General features: G+C 57.7%; 17 protein-coding genes. 4 read left to right on the forward strand and 13 right to left on the reverse strand.

All coding sequences use genetic code 11. The features are described from left to right. Positions 1-50 precede the first annotated feature (50 nt). Together BLU89_RS13955 and BLU89_RS13960 are read left to right on the forward strand one after the other, a co-directional pair. On the forward strand, positions 51-1,433 hold the full coding sequence (locus tag BLU89_RS13955; RefSeq protein ID WP_074737453.1) for a leucyl aminopeptidase family protein: 1,383 nt from the start codon (positions 51-53) through the stop codon (positions 1,431-1,433). Then, on the forward strand, positions 1,430-2,167 hold the full coding sequence (locus BLU89_RS13960; RefSeq protein WP_074737454.1) for a C40 family peptidase: 738 nt from the start codon (positions 1,430-1,432) through the stop codon (positions 2,165-2,167). Before BLU89_RS13955 ends, BLU89_RS13960 begins: the two co-directional genes overlap by 4 nt. Here the strand turns inward: BLU89_RS13960 and BLU89_RS13965 are convergent. The 10 genes from BLU89_RS13965 to BLU89_RS14010 all read right to left on the reverse strand — a co-directional run bounded on the left by BLU89_RS13965 (position 2,164) and on the right by BLU89_RS14010 (position 13,112). Then, positions 2,164-2,514 carry a DUF2794 domain-containing protein gene (locus BLU89_RS13965; protein WP_074737455.1) on the reverse strand — a complete coding sequence of 117 codons (351 nt, stop codon included), beginning with the start codon at positions 2,512-2,514 and terminating at the stop codon, positions 2,164-2,166. The two genes, BLU89_RS13960 and BLU89_RS13965, sit on opposite strands and share 4 nt — an antisense overlap. Positions 2,515-2,592: 78 nt before the next feature. Further along, positions 2,593-4,257, reverse strand: coding sequence for an ABC transporter permease (locus BLU89_RS13970; RefSeq protein ID WP_074737456.1), 1,665 nt, complete (start codon positions 4,255-4,257; stop codon positions 2,593-2,595). Between the two features lie 116 nt (positions 4,258-4,373). After that, positions 4,374-5,591, reverse strand: coding sequence for a phenylacetate--CoA ligase family protein (locus tag BLU89_RS13975; protein WP_074737457.1), 1,218 nt, complete (start codon positions 5,589-5,591; stop codon positions 4,374-4,376). A gap of 19 nt (positions 5,592-5,610) precedes the next feature. Next, a complete protein-coding gene (locus BLU89_RS13980) occupies positions 5,611-6,444 on the reverse strand; it encodes an ABC transporter ATP-binding protein (RefSeq protein ID WP_074737458.1) in 834 nt (277 codons plus the stop codon). Between the two features lie 112 nt (positions 6,445-6,556). Beyond that, on the reverse strand, positions 6,557-7,840 hold the full coding sequence (locus BLU89_RS13985; protein WP_074737459.1) for an ABC transporter substrate-binding protein: 1,284 nt from the start codon (positions 7,838-7,840) through the stop codon (positions 6,557-6,559). A gap of 74 nt (positions 7,841-7,914) precedes the next feature. Next, positions 7,915-8,991: a branched-chain amino acid ABC transporter permease gene (locus BLU89_RS13990; RefSeq protein WP_074737460.1), complete on the reverse strand. Its 1,077-nt coding sequence runs from the start codon at positions 8,989-8,991 to the stop codon at positions 7,915-7,917. A 3-nt stretch (positions 8,992-8,994) separates the two neighbouring features. Beyond that, the gene (locus BLU89_RS13995) at positions 8,995-9,252 is read right to left on the reverse strand and encodes a hypothetical protein (protein WP_074737461.1); all 258 of its coding nucleotides are present in this window, start codon (positions 9,250-9,252) and stop codon (positions 8,995-8,997) included. Between the two features lie 3 nt (positions 9,253-9,255). After that, complete coding sequence (locus BLU89_RS14000) at positions 9,256-10,242, reverse strand: branched-chain amino acid ABC transporter permease (RefSeq protein ID WP_074737462.1); 987 nt, start codon at positions 10,240-10,242, stop codon at positions 9,256-9,258. A 29-nt stretch (positions 10,243-10,271) separates the two neighbouring features. Beyond that, the gene (locus tag BLU89_RS14005) at positions 10,272-11,090 is read right to left on the reverse strand and encodes an ABC transporter ATP-binding protein (protein ID WP_074737595.1); all 819 of its coding nucleotides are present in this window, start codon (positions 11,088-11,090) and stop codon (positions 10,272-10,274) included. Between the two features lie 78 nt (positions 11,091-11,168). Continuing rightward, positions 11,169-13,112, reverse strand: a complete 1,944-nt coding sequence (locus tag BLU89_RS14010) for an AMP-binding protein (protein WP_176797712.1) — start codon at positions 13,110-13,112, stop codon at positions 11,169-11,171. Positions 13,113-13,427: 315 nt separating this feature from the next. Between BLU89_RS14010 and BLU89_RS14015 the strand changes: the two genes are divergently transcribed. After that, a complete protein-coding gene (locus tag BLU89_RS14015; protein ID WP_083347760.1) occupies positions 13,428-14,369 on the forward strand; it encodes a sterol desaturase family protein in 942 nt (313 codons plus the stop codon). Positions 14,370-14,427: 58 nt separating this feature from the next. On the opposite strand, the gene mutT is transcribed toward BLU89_RS14015, so the two are convergent. The 3 genes from mutT to BLU89_RS14030 are packed head-to-tail and all read right to left on the reverse strand — an operon-like array spanning position 14,428 to position 16,903. Beyond that, complete coding sequence (gene mutT, locus BLU89_RS14020) at positions 14,428-14,826, reverse strand: 8-oxo-dGTP diphosphatase MutT (RefSeq protein WP_074737465.1); 399 nt, start codon at positions 14,824-14,826, stop codon at positions 14,428-14,430. After that, on the reverse strand, positions 14,823-16,049 hold the full coding sequence (gene argJ, locus BLU89_RS14025) for a bifunctional glutamate N-acetyltransferase/amino-acid acetyltransferase ArgJ (RefSeq protein WP_074737466.1): 1,227 nt from the start codon (positions 16,047-16,049) through the stop codon (positions 14,823-14,825). Before argJ ends, mutT begins: the two co-directional genes overlap by 4 nt. Before the next feature lie 5 nt (positions 16,050-16,054). Further along, positions 16,055-16,903 carry a peptidylprolyl isomerase gene (locus tag BLU89_RS14030; RefSeq protein ID WP_074737467.1) on the reverse strand — a complete coding sequence of 283 codons (849 nt, stop codon included), beginning with the start codon at positions 16,901-16,903 and terminating at the stop codon, positions 16,055-16,057. 176 nt (positions 16,904-17,079) lie between these two features. On the opposite strand from BLU89_RS14030, the gene secA reads away from it, so the two are divergent. Then, positions 17,080-19,797: a preprotein translocase subunit SecA gene (secA, locus tag BLU89_RS14035; RefSeq protein WP_074737596.1), complete on the forward strand. Its 2,718-nt coding sequence runs from the start codon at positions 17,080-17,082 to the stop codon at positions 19,795-19,797. Positions 19,798-19,867 lie beyond the last annotated feature (70 nt).

Consider the following 19,867-nt stretch of genomic DNA (forward strand, 5'->3'; position numbering starts at 1 on the left):
TGCGCCGCAGACAGCTAGTCTGGGCGTAAGTTCAACCAGCCGAGACACGAATGACCTTGTTCTTTGCCCCCGCCTCAGACCCATCACTGCCGCTGCATGTTCTGGCACAATCCGATCTGGAGGGCTGGTTGGCGGATCAACCGGACCCTGTACAGAGCTGGATTGCAGCTGACGGATTTTCTGGCGCGCTGGGTCAAGCCCTTCTGATCCCCAGCCTGGATGGCACACCATCATGTGCGCTGGCAGGATATGGCACCACGGCAATACGGGCGCGAAAGCGGTTTCCCTTGGCCGCAGCGGCAGACTCCTTACCTAAAGGCACCTATCACATCGCCTCGGGCGTTCCCGTCGAAGCGCTTGAGGCCGAGTGCTTCGGCTGGCTCATGACTGGCTATGCCTTTGATCGATATGCGGCGCAAAGCCCGGCCAGCGCCGCGCTGATCGCCCCGGAAGGTGTGAACGCTGCACGGATCGAGATCATGGCGAATGCCGAGGCATTGACGCGCGATCTGGTCAATACACCCGCCTCGGATATGGGGCCTGAGCAGTTACAGCGCGCTGCTGAGACGCTGGCACAGGAATACGGTGCGGGCTGCTCGGTCATCAGCGGTGAAGCGCTGCTGGATCAGGGTTTTCCGATGATCCATGCGGTAGGACGCGCCGCTGAACAGGCGCCCCGATTGATCGAGATGAACTGGGGCAGCAGCGGTCCGAAACTGACATTGGTGGGCAAGGGGGTCTGTTTTGATACCGGCGGGCTCAATCTCAAGCCCGGCGCCTCGATGGGATTGATGAAAAAGGATATGGGCGGGGCCGCCAATGTCCTGGGTCTGGCCCGAATGATCATGGCGCTGGACATGAAACTACAGCTGCGGGTGCTGATCCCTGCGGTCGAGAACGCAGTTGCGGGCAACGCTTTCCGCCCCGGCGACATCCTGACGGCGCGCAACGGGCTGACAGTCGAGATCAACAACACCGATGCCGAAGGGCGGTTGGTGCTTGCAGATGCGCTGGCGCTGGCGCACGAGGGGGCGCCGGATCTATTGATCTCGATGGCCACATTGACGGGCGCCGCTCGGGTGGCGTTGGGGCCCGACCTTGCGCCGTTCTACACTGATGACGACATCGCTGCTGATGCTTTGGCGCGCGCAGGACAAGCCGCCGCTGATCCGGTCTGGCGGCTGCCTTTTCACAACCCCTACGAGGCCATGATCGAACCCGGTATCGCCGATCTAGACAACGCGCCGGCGGGAGGGTTTGCCGGGTCAATCACCGCAGCGCTGTTCCTGCGTCGCTTTGCAGCGGACAGCCGTTACTTGCATTTCGACATCTATTCCTGGCAGCGCAGCAAGGAACCCGGCCACAGCAAAGGCGGCTTGGGGCAAGGTCCTCGCGCCCTGCTGACGGCATTACCAGAGATCCTTGACCTATGACTCAGGCACGCATCATCCATCCGGTCATCAACCTGCTGCGCCAACCTGACGGCCCGCGCGACCGGCAGCTGTTGTTCGGCGACATAGTGACCGTAACCGAAGAACAAGTTGACTGGCGCAAGATCACGGCCAGAAAAGACGGATATCAAGGGTGGGTCGCTGCAAAACATCTGGGCCCGATCGAGCCGCAGACCCACTGGATTGTGGCGGCCTCAACCCATGCCTATGAGCAGCCGGATATGAAAAGCCGTGATCAAACCTCATTGAGCTTTGGCAGCAAGGTCCGAGCCCTGTCGGAACAGGACGGATTTCTGCAAACAACGCTTGGGTTCATTCCGGCGGTTCACGCGGTGCCCGCCTATTCCCGGCTGACCGATCCCGTTGCCGCAGCAGAACTGTTTCTGGGCACGCCTTATCTGTGGGGGGGCAACAGCCGGTTCGGGCTGGATTGCTCGGGCCTGGTGCAGGCTGCATTGCTGGCCTGCGGTATCCCTTGTCCGGGGGACAGTAGCGATCAGGAGCGCGAAGTTGGTCAGCTATTGCCAACAGGCGAAGCCGAACAGCGTGGCGATCTTCTGTGCTGGAAAGGTCATGTGGCCTGGGTCGCGGCCAAGAACCTGCTGCTTCATGCCAATGCCTATCACATGGCTGTTGCGCTAGAGCCTATGGATCAGGCGATTGCCCGCATTGCGGCGCAGGGTGATGGGCCGGTTACGGCGCATAAGCGGCTCTAATCCAGGTCAACCGCCCGGATCAGCTTGCGTTCCAGTACCCTGAGCACCGCCCGCAGATCATGCCCGCGTTTCAGGATGCGCCCATCCATGCCCACCACTGAATACATCCCCTGTCGCAATCTCAGGCGAGGGTGTTTTTCGACACGGTATATCGGATGCTCGGCGGTGCGCCGGAAAATGGAAAACACCGCCATATCCCGCAGGTTAGATATCCCGTAATCGCGCCATTCACCGGCGGCGACCATTCGGCCATAGACAGACAGGATATGAGACATTTCGCGTCGATCAAACGCGATCGGCATCTGGGCAGAGCCGGGCCCGAACCGGCTGGGAGGCTGCATGTTCATACAACAAGCCTTGCCGGAAATCGCTGTCGAATCAAGCCCGACGCTAAATCGGTGTTGTATTTTTGAAGCGCCCGACAGCTATCGCCGCCCAACCTGACGGCAAATCAGGATCACCGGCAGAAGCCCGACAGCCAGAATAACCAGCGACGGTACCGCCGCCCCCTCAAGCCGTTCGTCCGAGGCCAGACGGTAGGCCTGCACTGCCAAAGTGTCGAAATTGAAGGGCCGCATGATCAGCGTCGCGGGCAGTTCTTTCATCACATCCACGAAAACGATCAGCAAGGCCGTCAACAGCGATGGTGTCAGGATCGGCAGATGTACCCGGCGCAGTGTGCCCAGCGGCGTCTGCCCCAATGATCGCGCAGCTGCGTCCATATTGGCGTGCACGGTGCTCTGCCCGCCCTCATAAGCGCTGAGAGCCGCCGCAAGGAACCGCACCATATAAGCCGCAACCAACAGCCAGATCGAGCCGGTTACCAGCAAGCCTGTTGAAATATCGAATGTTTTCCGCATCCAGCCGTCCAGCGCGTTATCAAAACCGGCAAATGGCACAATCAGACCGACAGCAATTACCCCTCCTGGAACCGCATATCCCAAACGCGCCAGATACCCTGCGATGGCAGAACCCCGCCCTGGTCTGAGGCGCTGAAAGAACCCGATACTGACCGCCGCGCTGACCGTGATCACCGCTGCGGTGCCAGCCAGGATCAGTGAATTGCGGATAAATCCCGCATACCGGGTCGTGAACAGGTTCTGCTCGGATTCAAGGCCCATCAGCACCAAGATGAATACCGGCAGCAGAAATCCAAACACCACAGGAGTTGCACAAAGCACAATGGCCGCCGCCGCAGGCCAACCCCTTAACCGCGTCGTAGCCTGTGCCCTGCTGTTTTTGCCTGCCTGATAGTATTTCGCTTTGCCACGCTGTGTGCGCTCAGCCACAGCCATGACCAGCGCAAAGGCAAGCAAACACAGCGCCAATTGCGCCGCAGCGGCGCGGTCGGCCATGGAAAACCAGCTGGTGTAGATACCGGTTGCAAAGGTCTGCACGCCAAAATAGGCCACTGTTCCGAAATCTGCGATGGTCTCCATCACCGCAAGCAATACGCCCCCCGCAATGGCCGGGCGGGCCATTGGCAGAGACACGCGCCAGAAGGCGGACCAAGGGCCATTGCCCAGCGCGCGGGCGGCCAGAAAGGCCGTCGCACTTTGCTGCAGGAACGCCGCTCGCGCCAGCAGATAGACATATGGATATAGTACGAGGATCAGCATGACCGCCGCCCCCTCGGTCGAGCGGATCTCGGGGAACCAGTAATCGCGTGGCCCCCAGCCGGTTATGTTGCGCAGTGTGGATTGCACGATTCCCGGGTGGTCGAGAATGAAGGTATAGGCATAGGCCAGCACATAGGCCGGGAATGCCAGCGGCAGAACCAGCGCAATCTCAAGAAATCGCACACCCGGAAACCGGGCCATTGTCACCAGCCATGCGGCCCCAACCCCGATCGAGAAAGTGCCCGCCGCAACCAGCACCACAAGGACAGCCGTTGTCAGCGCATATCCCGGCAAAACAGTCTCTAACAAATGGGAAACGGTATCGGTCCCGCCGGTTATAGCCGCCAGAATCACCGCGACCATCGGCAACAGGCAGGCTGCCGCGACCGTATAAGAAATCGCAGCCACCAATCGCGTGCCCAGCGCACCGCGATTGCGTGTACCGTGTTCTGCGTATTCGATTTCGACCATGATGCGTGTCTGACAATCCCGAAGGTTCCGCCTTTAATCGACCAAAACGCTTGGAAATACCAGTGCGGCAAATAACAATTCTGCGGAAGCTTGTTCCGCAGATCCAGTGCTGCACATCAATCGTAGACGCGCTGATCCTCAATCACCAACCCGTCCTTGGGCAGAGAACCTGGGGCCACGACCTCTACCGCGCCCTTGAGTTTCAGCACCTCAACGACCGATTTCGCGTAGGCGCCATCATTTTCGCAAGGGCTTTCGATCTGGACGGTCATCGTGTCCATTTCACCCTGCCGGGCCGCGATGACGCGTGCCTTGACGATCTCGTCATGCTTGTCGACCAGTGCGGCCACCTGCTCGGGGCGCACAAACATACCCTTGATCTTGGTGGTCTGATCGGCGCGACCCATCCAGCCCTTGATGCGCATATTTGTACGTCCACACGGGGACTCACCGGGCATCATCGCCGAGAGATCGCCTGTGGCGAAACGGATCAGCGGATAATCGGGGTTGAACGTGGTCACCACAACCTCACCCACTTCACCCGGCGCGACCGGTGTACCCGTACCGGGGGTGACGATCTCGACGATTACATGTTCGTCGATGATCATTCCCTCCATCGCGGGGCTTTCATAGGCGATATTGCCCAGATCAGCCGTCGCATAGCATTGCAAACAGGCAATGTCCCGATCCGCATATTCTTGGCGCAGCGACGGGAACAGCGCACCTCCACCCACAGCAGCCTTCGAAAAACTCAGCGCCACGCCCATTGCGTCGGCTTTGTCCAGAATGATCTTGAGATAGTCAGGCGTCCCGGCATAGGCGGTGCTACCCACATCGCGCGCGGCAGTCACCTGCAATTCAGTCTGGCCGGTTCCGGCCGGCAGGACCGAGGCGCCAACGGCCTGTGCGCCGCTTTCAAAGATCATGCCCGCAGGGGTCAGGTGATAACCAAAACAGTTCTGCACGATGTCGCCCGGTCCAACCCCGGCGGCATTCAGAAAACGCCCCATACGCCACCAGTCATGATCGGTGCTGCCGGGCTCGTAAATCGGACCCGGAGACTGGAACACATGCTGAAAGTTTCGCGCTGGTTTAACCGTAAAACCACCGAATGGAGGCCGCCCGGCTTGAGCCTTGGTCAAATCCGATTTCCGCAACACTGGAAGCTGCGCCAATGCCTGCATATCTGTCACCGAATCCGCCTGAACTGCTGACAGGATATCGGCGTATCCCGGCGCTTTTTTGGCGCGGGCAATCTGTTCTGGCAGGGCGCGCGCATGATCTGCTGCGCGTTCATCGGCAGATCGGGTTTCAAGCTTGTCAAAATAAGTCATCGAAACATCCTCCTTCCACCTACAGCCATCTCTTGCGGCGGCGGTATGAGCGTACGTCGCGAAAGCTTTTTCGGCCATCGTCCGACATGCCGAGATAGAATTCCTTAACGTCGGGATTTTCACGCAGTTCAGCAGCAGGACCGTCCATCACGACACGCCCGGATTCCAGAATATAGCCGTAATGCGCGAACCTAAGAGCCACATTTGTGTTCTGTTCGGCCAGAAGGAAAGACACGCCTTCTTTCTCATTCAGGTCCTTCACAATGCCGAAAATCTCTTCGACCAACTGCGGGGCCAAACCCATCGAGGGTTCGTCCAGTAAGATCGTCTCAGGCCGCGACATCAGCGCCCGGCCCATCGCTACCATTTGTTGCTCTCCACCCGAAGTATAACCGGCCTGACTGCGGCGACGTTCCTTCAGGCGCGGGAAGTAATTGTAAACCAGTTCCAGATCCCGCTGGATCGCAGCTGAACCATCCTTGCGGGTATAGGCGCCGGTCAACAGGTTTTCTTCGACGGTGAGGTGCTCGAAACAGTGGCGACCTTCCATAACCTGGATAACGCCTTTTTCTACCAGATCAGCCGGGTCGCTTTCGTGGACACTCTGGCCGCGATACTTGATCGAGCCTTTGGTGACCTCACCCCGTTCGGAATGCAGTAGATTGGACACCGCCTTGAGTGTGGTGGTCTTGCCAGCGCCGTTCCCGCCGAGCAAGGCCGTGATGCCCCCTTTGGGCACAGTCAGGCTGACACCTTTCAGCACGAGGATCACGTGGTTGTAGATCACCTCGATATTGTTGACCTCAAGCAGGGTCTCCGCCTGCACGTCAGTGGTTTGTGCCGCATCCAGCATCAGCGCGTGTCCTCATGCCTGCCCGATAAGGGCGGTTCGTCAGGAGCGGCAGGCAAGCCACCGCTCCGGGAGTGTTGGCTGCCCCGGGGACGGCCCCGGGGCAGATCGTGGCTTATTCGCAGCGGGGCGAGATGTTGTTTTCGGCCGCATAGGCTGCGGAATCTTCGGCGATCAGCTGGCCAATCACCTCGGCATCTGTCGCCTTGAACTCCTGGATCTGGTTCCAGGTTCCGGTTGAAGCATCCCATTGAACGACACCAACCAGACCCGGGCCGCCGTGATTCTCACAGCTGACCGAGAACTCAGGACCGAACCCGGACATGCCGAGGCCTTCCATCTTGGCGTTGGTCATTTCCAGCGCTTCCATACCATCACGCATCATCGCAGGGGTGATGTCCGCAACACTGTGCATCTCTTGCGCGGTCTTGATGGCCTCAGAGGCCAACATCGCCGCATAGAGACCACGGTTATACTGAACCGCGCCCATCTGATCGCCCGCGCCCGCAGACTTGCCCGCATCGGCGACATATTTCTTCAGGTCGTCATAGACCGGATAGTCATCACCCAAACCGGTGAAGGTCAGCGCCTTGTAGCCAGTGGCCTTGTCGCCCGCAGGCTCAACGTCGAATTCGGCACCAGACCACCATACGCCAATGAAATTCTCCATCGGGAAGCGGATGTTGGCAGCCTCTTGCACGGCGACCTGATTCATCACGCCCCAACCCCACATGACCACATAGTCTGGCTTTTCACGACGAATCTGCAGCCACTGCGACTTTTGCTCCTGACCGGGGTGATCCACCGGCAACAGGGTCAACTCGTAGCCGTGTTTCTCGGCCAGCATCTCAAGCGTGCGGATCGGTTCCTTGCCATAGGCCGAGTTGTGATAGACCAGCGCGATTTTCTTGCCACTCAGGTCTCCGCCGTTTTCATCCAGCAGATAATTGATCGCACCCGAGGCCCCGTTCCAGTAGTTGGCCGGATAGTTGAACACATTGCTGAACACTTTGCCATTTGCAGCCGAGGTGCGGCCATATCCCATCGTGTGCAGCGGAATGCCGTCAGCGGTCACTTTGGGGATCAGCTGATAAGTGATTCCCGTCGACAGCGGCTGATACACCAGCGCGCCTTCGCCTTTGGTGGATTCATAACATTCCACGCCCTTTTCGGTGTTATATCCGGTCTCGCATTCAACCACCCGCACCGGAACGCCGCCGATACCGCCATCACGTTCGTTCAGTAGGGTGAAATAATCGTTGTAGCCATCCGAGAACGGAATCCCGCCCGCCGCGTATGGCCCTGTGCGATAGCTGAGGTCCGGGATCACTAGATCCGCCAGTGCGGGGCCTGAGGCCATCAGCGCGCTTAGCGCCAGGGTTACCAGTTTTTTGTTCATCGGGTGTCTCCTCCCTTGGTTGATCCGATGTTGGGTTCCGGGCTTTCCGCCCGTCTTCTGATTGGGCCTGCCCGCTAATGCGGGAACGGCCAGAGTCTGAGTTTCTCTTTCGCCACACGCCACAGCTGTGCCAATCCATGCGGTTCGAGGATCAGGAATGTGATGATCAGCGCGCCGACGATCACCAGCTGAAGGTGGGCCACAATATCCGTAGGCCAGCCCAGCACATCGACGCCGACGACTTTCAGAACCACGGGCAGCAGCACAAGGAAGGCAGCACCCGCGAAGGAACCAAAAATAGAGCCTAATCCACCGATAATGACCATAAACAGCACCAGGAATGATTTCTGGATACCGAAGACTTCTCCGACTTCGACCGCGCCCAAATAGACTGCAAAGAAAAGCGCGCCGGCGATGCCAACAAAGAACGAACTGACGGCGAATGCGGTCAATTTAGCCTTGAGCGGGTTCACACCGATGATTTCAGCCGCGATATCCATGTCGCGTATGGCCATCCAGGTGCGGCCTGTAGTGCCGCGCGTCAGGTTTCGCGCGATGATCGCGCAGAAACTCAGGAAGATCAGGCAGAACAGATAGGTCGCCCAGGCCGGAGCGTTTGGCCCCGTTATGATGATCCCAAACACATCCCGTTCCGGTGCGTTGATCTGGCCCGAAGCCGAGTAGTTGTAGAACCACGGCACCCGGTTGAACAGCCACACAAGGAAGAACTGCGCCGCCAGCGTGGCTACGGCCAGATAGAACCCTTTGATCCTCAAGCTTGGCAGGCCGAACAAGACGCCGACAATGGCCGTGATCCCTCCGGCCAGCAGGACATGAATGAACATGCTGACATCCGGAAAGGCCGTCATCAGCTTGTAGCAGGCGTAAGCCCCCACAGCCATGAACCCGCCGGTACCTAGTGACACCTGACCGCAATAGCCCACCAGAATGTTCAGCCCGATGGCCGCGATCGCGTAAATCAGAAAAGGCAGCAGCAGGGCGTTTGCCCAATAGTCGTTGATGATGAACGGAATGATCCCGAACGCCACAGCCAGAACGACATAATAGCGATACCGGTCAAACTTGATCGGGAATGTCTGACTGTCAGCTGTGTAGGAGGTTTTGAAATCCCCGGCCTCACGATAGAACATGTCTTACTGTCCCCACTTCTCTTGCGCCCGGTTGCGGGCGGTGACGTCCAGTTGATTGGACCCTTTGGCATATCCCGTGGCCTCAGAGGTACGCACCAGTTTCATGTAAGCTAGAATGCCCATGACCAACCCGGCAAAGGCCAGAAACACCGCATTCACAAGCTGACCTTCGGTCAAATCGCTCGACGTCAGGGCGATATACCCAAAAGCCCAGAACCCGGCCCATGCGATCACGTTGATGATGGCGATAAGCTTGGTCATGCCTTACACCCTCTCAATGATCTTCTCCCCGAACAGACCCTGCGGTCGGAACACCAGGAAGATCAGCGCCAGCACATAGGCAAACCAGTTCTCAGTGGCACCGCCAACCAGCGGGCCGATGGCAAACTCGAACAGCTTTTCACCCACACCAATGATCAGCCCACCAACGATGGCCCCGGGGATCGAGGTAAACCCGCCGAGCATCAGTACCGGCAACGCCTTGAGCGCAATCAGCGACAGCGAGAACTGCACGCCCGATTTGGTGCCCCACATGATGCCTGCGACCAGAGCCACGAAACCGGCCACCGACCAGACCATGACCCAGATGAAATTCAGCGAAATCCCAACCGACAGGGCGGCCTGGTGATCATCTGCCACGGCGCGCATCGCACGGCCTTGCTTGGTGTATTGGCTGAACGCGACCAAGGCTGCGACCAGCAGCGCCGCAATGATCGTCGCCACGATATCCAGATTGTCGATAAAGAAGCCGTAGTCGAATATGTTGAACGTCGTCTCGTCGAGCCAAAGGTTGATGCCCTGCGGCAGACCCACATCCAGCTTCTTGATCTCGGATCCCCACATCAGGTCGGCCACGCCTTCAAGAAAATAGGCCAAACCGATGGTTGCCATGAACAAGATGATCGGCTCTTGCCCGACCAGATGCCGCATGACAAAGCGCTGCACGCACCAGGCCAGCAGCACCATCACACCCATCGTCAGAATAATCGCAAACAGGGCGGGTACGTTCCATCCGAAATAGTGAATATGGGTCCCGAAGGTCGCGTTGATCAGATGCGCAAACGGTACCTGTCCGTTCATTATCCCAACCAGCGTCATCGCCGCGAACAGGGCCATAACCCCCTGTGCATAATTGAAAATCCCCGAAGCTTTGTAGATCAGTACAAAGCCCAGCGCGACCAACGCATAGAGAACCCCGGCCATCAGGCCGTTGAGGATGACCTCCATCGCAAATACGAGTTGTTCAGGCATAGGTGCCTCCCCAAATTTCAGCCCGAGCGTCAGTCATGGCTGACCCCCAGATAGGCGTCGATGACTTCCTGATTGTTGCGCACCTCATCCGGCGTGCCGTCACCAATCTTCTTGCCGTAATCCATCACGACCACACGATCGCTCAGGTCCATCACCACGCCCATGTCATGCTCGATCAGGGCGATGGTGGTGCCGAACTCGTCATTCACGTCGAGAATAAAGCGGCTCATGTCCTCTTTCTCTTCGACATTCATCCCGGCCATCGGCTCATCCAGCAGCAGCAGCTTGGGCTCTGCCGCCAGCGCACGGGCCAGTTCGACGCGTTTCTTCAAGCCGTAAGGCAGGCGGGATACAGGCGTCTTGCGGATGTGCTGAATCTCAAGGAAATCAATGATCTTCTCGACCGCCTCACGGTTCTCGGTCTCTTCGGCTTCAGCTTTGCCCTTCCAAAGCGCCTGCTGAAAAATGTTGGTCTTCATGTATCCCAGCCGTCCGGTCATAACGTTGTCCAACACGCTCATCCCCTCGAACAGGGCGATATTCTGGAATGTCCGTGCAATCCCTTGCTGCGCCACCTCAAAAGGCCGCATTTGGGGGCGTTTCGAGCCGTGGAACCAGACCTCACCCTCTTGCGGGACATAAAACCCTGAGATTACGTTCAGCATCGAGGACTTGCCCGCGCCATTTGGCCCGATGATCGCCCGGATTTCACCTTCGCGAATGTCGAATGAGATATCCTTGATCGCCACCACACCGCCAAAACGCAGCGTGATGTTCTTCATCTCCATCACCACGCCGCCGATCTTGCGGCCGTCTTCGGTAACGTAACCTTCGGAATTATCCAGCATCAGCCACTCCATGATTGGCGCACAAACGGGACGGCGGGCGGGGCGACGACCGCAGGTCGAGCGGCGCTCGAACGGCCCTCATTCCGCCGCCACCTTATGCTGAGCAACCGGCACAACCGGCGCATCCACGATCGCAAGCGTCGCAGAAATCGAACCCTTGCGCCCATCCTCATAGGTCACTTCGGTCGTGGTTGAGACACTCGGTGATCCGTCATAAAGCGCCGCGATAATGTCGCTGAACTTCTCCTCGACAAACCCACGCCGCACTTTGCGGGTTCGGGTCATTTCGCCATCATCGGCATCCAGCTCTTTGTGCAAAACAACAAAGCGATGCACCTGACACCCCGATAGCATCTCATCGGCGGCAACTGATTTGTTCACCGCTTCCACATGGGCCTTGATCGTCTCTAACACACGTGGATTGGCGGTCAGCTCCTGATAGGATGCATAAGCCACATTGTTTCGTTCGGCCCAATTCCCTACTGCCGTCAGGTCAATATTGATGAAAGCGACACAGCGGTCCTTGCCATTGCCGAACAGCACGACCTCAAGGATATCGGGATAGAATTTCAGTTTGTTCTCGACATATTTCGGCGCGAACATCGACCCGTCGGCCATTTTGCCGACGTCCTTGGCGCGGTCAATAATCCGCAAATGACCCGAGTTCTCTTCGATGAACCCGGCGTCGCCCGTCGCGACCCAACCCTCGGCATCCTTGGTCGAGGCCGTCGAATCCGGGTTGTTGTAATACTCGACGAACACCCCGGGCGAACGATAGTAAATCTCGCCTTTATCGTCGATTTTCAGTTCAACATCCGGCGCAGGGACGCCAACGGTATCGGCACGCACTTCGCCATCGGGTTGGACAGTGATGAAAACCGTCGCCTCGGTCTGACCGTAAAGTTGCTTCAGATTGATGCCCAACGAACGATAGAAATCGAAAATCTCAGGCCCGATCGCCTCACCGGCCGTATAACCGACACGGAAGCGGCCATAGCCCAGAGTGTCCTTGAGCGGCCCATAGACCAGAAGATTGCCCAGTGCGTATTTCAACTTGTCGCCGAAACCCACGGGCTTGCCGTCCAGCAGCAGGCCACCAACTTTTTTGGCGTGCGCCATGAAGTGGTGGAACATGCGCTGCTTCAGCTTGCCCGCATCCTCCATCCGGATCATGACATTGGTCAGCTGTGTCTCGAACACGCGCGGCGGGGCAAAGAAATAGGTCGGTCCGATCTCGCGCAGGTCGGTCATCATCGTGTCGGCGCTTTCGGGACAATTCACGCAGAAGCCGCACCAATAAGCCTGACCGATGGAAAAGATGAAATCCCCTACCCACGCCATCGGCAGGTAGGACAAGATATCCTCATTCCTGTTCAGATGGTCAAAGTCAGCCGAGTTCTTGGCACTTTCAATGACATTGCGGTTCGACAGTACAACGCCCTTGGGTTTGCCCGTGGTGCCCGAAGTATAAAGCATCACACAGGTGTCGTCGTAAGTGATCTCGGAAATACGCTTGTCGAGCTCAGCATCAAACCGTGCATGGCCGGCGCGGCCCTCGGCCTTGATGTCGTCCAGAGCATTCATCTGCGAGTGGTCATACTTTCGCATCCCGCGCTTGTCTGTGTACAGGATGTGCTTGATCTGATGCACGTTTTCCTGAATCTCGATGACCTTATCGACCTGCTCCTGATCACCGCAGACAACATATTTCGCGCCGCAATGCTCCATCACATAGGTCATCTCTTCGGCAACCGCGTCTTGATAGAGCGGCACCGGCACCGCACCCGCCATCTGCGCTGCGACCATCGACCAGTAATGCGCCGGACGATTGCGCCCGATTACCGCAATATGATCGCCCTTCTCAACGCCCAACTCCAGAAACCCAAGCGCAATAGCGCGGATTTCCTTGGCGGCTTCCGCCCAGGTCCAGCATTGCCAGATCCCGAATTCCTTTTCCCGATAGGCCGGGGCATCCCCGAACTGGGTCACATTGCGGTGTAGCAGCGCCGGAAGGGAATCCATCCCTTCAGCGCCCAACTGCGTTTGAGCCAATCTTTCTCTCCTCCCCATCCGACCCCTCCCCGGGCCGGAACGACAGACGGGTAACGCGCCCCGGATGCCGATGTCCCGATAAGGGACGTGGGAAAGATCAACGTCAACTTTTTCCTGATGTTTTCTCAATTCTTACGAATTGTAACAGGCAGCTATGACCGAAGCCGATTCATAGAATTGTAACCGTAGCTGCCACAGTCAGAAGTCACGACCTAAGGCGCCATATTTCCGCCGGTTTTATGTGCGACCGAACATATGTGGTGAACTTCGTGCAGGTACGGCGCAATGGATCTGTCAGAATTAACTCAGATAGCCGTATCCAAGCTCTCGGGTATTACGGATAACGCAAACCTGCGACATTTCTGGGTGTATGTCCTATGCGGTATGACCATAGCGATCGTCGCCCATCGGATAGGTGGCGATGACCGAAGATTTCATTCAGTTTTCTTCAGGAAAGAGGTCTGGGGGTCTCGCTCGGCGTTCATTGATTACGTCATCCTCCTGATCAATCCGATCATCTTTGTGTTTGCCCTCGACTGGATCGTCAACACACTTTGGAAACTGACCCCTGTAATCGCTGATGGTATCAGATCTTTGGGTGCAGACCTTCAAAGCGAAGGTGGCTCGGTCTGGGTCGCTGTCGCGCTGACAGTTACGCTGTATATCGTGAATGATTTCATGCGTTGGTGGATGCACTACCTGCAGCATAAGGTTCCGTTTCTGTGGGAATTCCACAAGATACATCACTCGGCAGAACACCTGAACTTTGCAACAGCCGAGCGGCACCACCCGTTCGATGCCGTTTTCTACGGGTTTGGTGCGGTAGGTGCGGCGGCAATTGTGAATGGTGTCTTCATAGGCCTGTTTGGTGATCACCTGACCGCCTATCAGATCGGCGGCGCGAATGTCATATTCTTTGGGTCCAACCTGATCGGCGGTGTTTTACGCCACAGCCCCATCTGGGTCAGCTACGGTCCGCGTATCGAGAATTGGCTGATTTCACCGGCCATGCACCAGATTCATCATTCGAGCGACCCCAAACATTGGGACAAGAACATGGGGGGCGGACTGGCCGTTTGGGATCGGATGGGCGGGACGCTCTATGTTCCCCAAGGCCGGGAAGAATTGCAATTTGGCATCGGGCCGGAAACCGAGGACTATCGGACACTTTTCGGCGTGTATGTCGAACCGTTGATAAAGGCAGCTCGGATTTTTCAGCGTAGTTGAGAACATTGGTAAGCCGAAACCCCTTAATCTCTCTGAAACAGCGGCTCCAATCCTGCGCCTATAGCCAATCTCGTAAAATTGGAATCAGCGGAACATCAGCCGCAGGCATGGGGTAGTTGCGCAGGTCATTCGCACGCACCCACTTTAGCGCCTGCCCTTCATTTGATTGCGGGTTTCCTTCCCATTTCCGACAGGCGAACAACGGCATCAGCAGGTGGAATTCGTCATAGCTGTGGCTGGCGAAGGTCAAGGGCGCAAGGCACGAGGCCCAGGTGCCTATACCCAGTTCCTCATGCAATTCGCGGATCAACGCGGCCTCGGGGGTTTCGCCGGGTTCGATCTTGCCGCCGGGGAATTCCCAGAGACCGGCCATGGATTTACCCTCGGGACGTTGCGCCAAAAGGACGCGACCCTCGATATCGATCAGGGCGACCGCAGAAACCAGAACTGTTTTCACGAGCGATAATCCGCATTGATCTCGATATAGCCGTGGGTCAGGTCGCAGGTCCAGACGGTGGATTTTCCCTCGCCCAGGCCGAGATCGACCGCGATCACCAGGTCCTGGCCTTTCATATAAGCGGCGGCATCTTCTTCGCGGTAGTCCGGGCTGACCCAGCCTTTTTCGGCCACAAGGATATCCCCGAAGGAGATACTGAGAAGGTCGCGATCCGCAGCGGCGCCGGATTTGCCTATGGCCATGACGACACGGCCCCAGTTCGGATCCTCGCCAGCTATGGCGGTTTTGACCAGAGGGGAATTGGCGATCGCCAGCCCATGAGTCTTGGCATCGGCGTCTGTGGTCGCTCCGGTCACACGAATTTCTACGAATTTCGTGGCCCCTTCACCGTCGCGCACCACTTGCTGCGCGAGGTCCAGCATGACTCCTTCCAGCACCTCAGCAAAGGCTGCGTTACCCGTGGCATCGACGCCCGAGGCCCCAGTTGCGCACAGCAACAGACTGTCCGAGGTCGAAGTGTCGCTGTCCACAGTGATGCAATTGAAGGTCCTGTCCGTTTGCGCGCTTAACATCGCCTGCAAGGCAGATTGCTCGACCCGCGCGTCGGTGAAGATGTAAACCAACATGGTCGCCATATCAGGCGCGACCATGCCGGAACCTTTCGCAATCCCTGCAATAGAGACTGTATTGCCATCAATTTCGACCTGTGCAGATGCCCCTTTCGGGAAGGTATCCGTGGTCATGATCGCCCGCGCCGCCTCTTCGACGGCGTGGCGGCTAAGGCCGGATTTCAGCGCCTCTAGCTGCGTCACAATGCGCTCATGAGGCAACGGTTCACCGATCACCCCGGTGGAAGACGTAAAGACACGCTCGACCCGGACGCCGGTCGCTTTAGCGACGGCTTGAGTCACCTCGGCCACCGAAGTCTGACCATGGTGGCCGGTGAAAGCATTTGCGTTGCCCGAGTTCACAAGGATCGCCGCTGGCCCGTCTGAAGACCCGCCAATCTTGTCCTGACAGTCCAGAACAGGGGCAGCGCGCGTGGCCGAACGGGTAAACACCCCGGCGACCGAGGTGCCGGGGTCCATAACGGCCAACATGACATCTGTACGCCCCTGATAACGCACGCCTGCCTCGACAGTGGCAAAGCGCACGCCGTCAATCGCCGGCAATTCGGGGAAGGCCGCAGGGGCCAGTGGGGATACCTTGGTAATCGTGGCCACGGGGCTTACTCCTGCAGCAGCTCGATCTGGCGCATGATCTCGGGGCCAGCCCCTTCGAGCGCGGGTCGTTCGATCGTTGCCTGCTGTGTCAGCTCGTCAACCTTGGCCTGAATCGCCTCCTGCCGAATGGTCTGGGCCAGTTCTTCGCGCACCGCCTCAAGCTCGGGCGCTTGTGATTTGCGTTTGTCGTTCAGCGTGACCAAGTGCCAGCCAAATTGCGTCTGCACCGGGTCCGAAACGCTGCCTTTTTCCAGCGCCACAACCGCATTTTCAAATTCGGGTACCATCTGACCCTTGCCGAACCAACCCAGTGCGCCACCGTTGGGACCGGAAGGGCCGGTTGATTTCTCTTTCGCCAGTTCGGCAAAATCCGCGCCTTCGTCCAGTTGAGTCTTGATGGCTTTAGCCTCATCTTCGCTTTCGACCAAAATATGGCTGGCGTTGAATTCGTCCTCACCTTCGAACTCAGCAAATTGCGAGTCATAGGCGGCCTGTACGGCCTCATCCGTGACAGCTGCTGCTGTAAGCGCCTCGACGGTCTGCACGGCACGCAGGGATCGGGTTTCGTTTTCCAGCCGCAGTGCATTCAGCGTGTTCAATTTGTCTTGTTCAAGGCTCAACAGGTGCTGCTGGACCAATTGCTCGAGGATAAAGTCATAAAGCACATCGTCCTCAAGCTGCTGATATTGCGCAGGCAGAGCTGATGCGGTGGCGATGACGTGACCCAATGTGATCTCATCGCCATTAACCCGCGCCACAACAGTCGAGGCGTCGGGCTTGGTTTCGGCGGCCAGTGGCAAGGCCAGCACGGCAGTCAGGGCCAGCGATGGCAAAAAAGTGAGGCCTTTGGGCATGGAATCATCCTATTTCTTTGCCACAACGGGGCGTGGCGTTGACACTTCAGAACCTGCCGCTTACATCGCTTTGAAGCCTTGGACAGGGCCACCTTTCACCCCCCGTATCTATGGGTTGCGCGCAAGGTGGGCAAGACTGTCGCAACCACGAAAAGAACAGATCCGCTGGAGTGAACATGCTGGGACTCGGAACGCTCGCCAAAAAGGTGTTCGGAACACCGAACGACCGCAAGATCAAGGCGACCCGCCCGCTGGTCGACAAGATCAATGCACTGGAACCCGAGTTCGAGAAACTGTCCGATGAGGGCCTGATCGAAAAAACCGCCGAGCTGCGCAAACGCGCTTTGGACGGTGAGGCACTTGATGACCTGCTGCCCGAAGCTTTTGCCAATGTCCGCGAAGGCGCCAAACGCGCGCTGGGTCTGCGGGCCTTTGACGTGCAGCTGATGGGTGGCGCGTTTCTGCATCAGGGCAATATCTCGGAAATGAAGACGGGTGAAGGCAAGACGCTGGTCGCCACCCTCCCGGCCTATCTGAACGCGCTGACCGGCAAGGGCGTACATATCGTTACGGTGAACGAATACCTGGCCAAGCGCGACTCGGACTGGATGGGCAAGGTGTTTGCCTCTGTGGGTATGACTACCGGTGTGATATGGTCAGGCCAGCCTGACGCCGAAAAATTGGCGGCGTATAAGTGCGACATCACCTATGCCACCAACAACGAGCTGGGCTTTGACTATCTGCGCGACAACATGAAGGCAGATCTGGAGCAGGTGTACCAGAAGCACCACAATTTCGCGATCGTGGACGAGGTGGATTCGATCCTGATCGATGAGGCGCGGACGCCGTTGATCATCTCGGGGCCCGCGCAGGATCGGTCGGACCTGTATACCGCCATCGATGCGGTGATCCCGACCCTGCAAGAGGATCACTTTTCCCTGGACGAAAAGACCCGCAACGTGACCTTCACCGACGAGGGCAATGAGTACCTGGAACAGCAGTTGCTGGAGGCGGGTCTGATCCCCGATGGCCATTCGCTGTACGATCCCGAAAGCACCACCGTGGTGCACCATGTCAATCAGGGCTTGCGTGCGCACAAGCTGCTTCAGCGCGACAAGGATTATATCGTCCGCGATGGCAATGTGGTTCTGATCGACGAATTCACCGGGCGGATGATGCCGGGCCGCCGCCTGTCGGAAGGCCTGCATCAGGCCATCGAGGCCAAGGAAGGCGTTCAGATTCAGCCCGAAAACGTGACGCTGGCCAGCGTGACCTTCCAGAATTATTTCCGCCTGTATAATAAGCTGTCCGGCATGACCGGCACCGCGCTCACCGAGGCCGAGGAATTTGCCGAAATCTATGGTCTTGGCGTAGTCGAAGTTCCGACCAACAAGCCGATTGCCCGCGTCGACAAAGACGATCAGGTCTATCGCACCACGATGGAAAAATACGAGGCGATCCTCAAGCAGGTCAAAAAGGCAGGCGAGAAAGGTCAGCCGGTTCTGGTGGGCACCACGTCGATTGAGAAGTCCGAAGTAATCAGCCAGTTGCTGACCGATGAAGGCATCGAACACAACGTTCTGAACGCCCGCCAGCATGAACAGGAAGCCCAGATCGTGGCCGATGCGGGCCGTTTGGGCACCGTGACAATCGCCACCAACATGGCTGGTCGGGGCACCGATATTCAGTTGGGTGGCAATGTCGAGATGAAGGTTCTGCAGGCACTGGCCGAAAACCCCGACGCCGACCCGGTCGAACTGCGCGCCACCGAAGAAGCGCGCCACGCCGAGGAAAAGGAAAAGGTGATTGAGGCCGGTGGTCTTTATGTCATGGCCTCGGAACGGCACGAAAGCCGTCGCATCGACAACCAGCTGCGCGGCCGCTCGGGCCGCCAAGGCGACCCGGGTCGCACGGTATTCTATCTAAGCCTCGAAGACGACCTGATGCGCATCTTCGGCTCGGAACGGCTGGATAAGGTGCTGACCACGCTGGGCATGAAAGAGGGCGAAGCCATCATTCACCCGTGGGTGAACAAATCGCTGGAACGGGCGCAGTCCAAGGTCGAAGGCCGCAATTTCGATATGCGCAAGAACGTGTTGAAATTCGACGATGTTATGAACGATCAGCGCAGGGTGATCTTCAGCCAGAGGCGCGAGATCATGTCGGCGGATGATCTGTCAGAAGTCGTGTCGGATATGCGCGAGCAGGTGATCGACGACATGATCGACGAGTTCATGCCGCCAAAATCCTATGCAGATCAATGGGACACTGACGGGTTACACGAGGCGATCAAGGATAAACTGACCATTGACGCACCCGTCCAGGACTGGGCTGCCGAAGAAGGTGTGGATGACGAACAGATCCGCGAACGCCTGATCAAATCCGCTGACGAGATGATGGCGCAGAAAGCGGTCGCCTTTGGCCCTGAGAACATGCGCAACATCGAAAAACAGGTTCTGCTGCAAACCATCGACGGTAAGTGGCGCGAGCATCTGCTGACACTGGAACACTTGCGTTCGGTTGTGGGTTTCCGGGGTTATGCCCAGCGCGATCCATTGAACGAATACAAGAACGAAAGCTTCCAACTGTTCGAATCGATGTTGGATTCGTTGCGCGAAACGGTCACGCAGCAATTGTCGCGTGTGCGTCCCCTGAGCGAAGAAGAACAGAAAGAGATGCTGGCGCAGATGGCGGCACAGCAGGTGCAGACGCAACAAGAAGTGGACAAGGCCGCAAGTCAAGCCGAAGCGGTGGCCGAGGCCGGAGCATCAGGCGATGCCCGTCCCGGCTTTGTCGAGGATGATCCAAAAACTTGGGGCAACCCGTCACGCAACGACGCTTGCCCCTGCGGATCAGGCAAAAAGTTCAAACACTGCCATGGCAGATTGACCTAACGTCACCCGATTACGGACACAATGAGTCCGCCTCACGGCCACATATTGGCCGTGATTCAACATCAGATTG

This window comes from Ruegeria halocynthiae (assembly GCF_900106805.1).
GTDB lineage: Bacteria > Pseudomonadota > Alphaproteobacteria > Rhodobacterales > Rhodobacteraceae > Ruegeria > Ruegeria halocynthiae.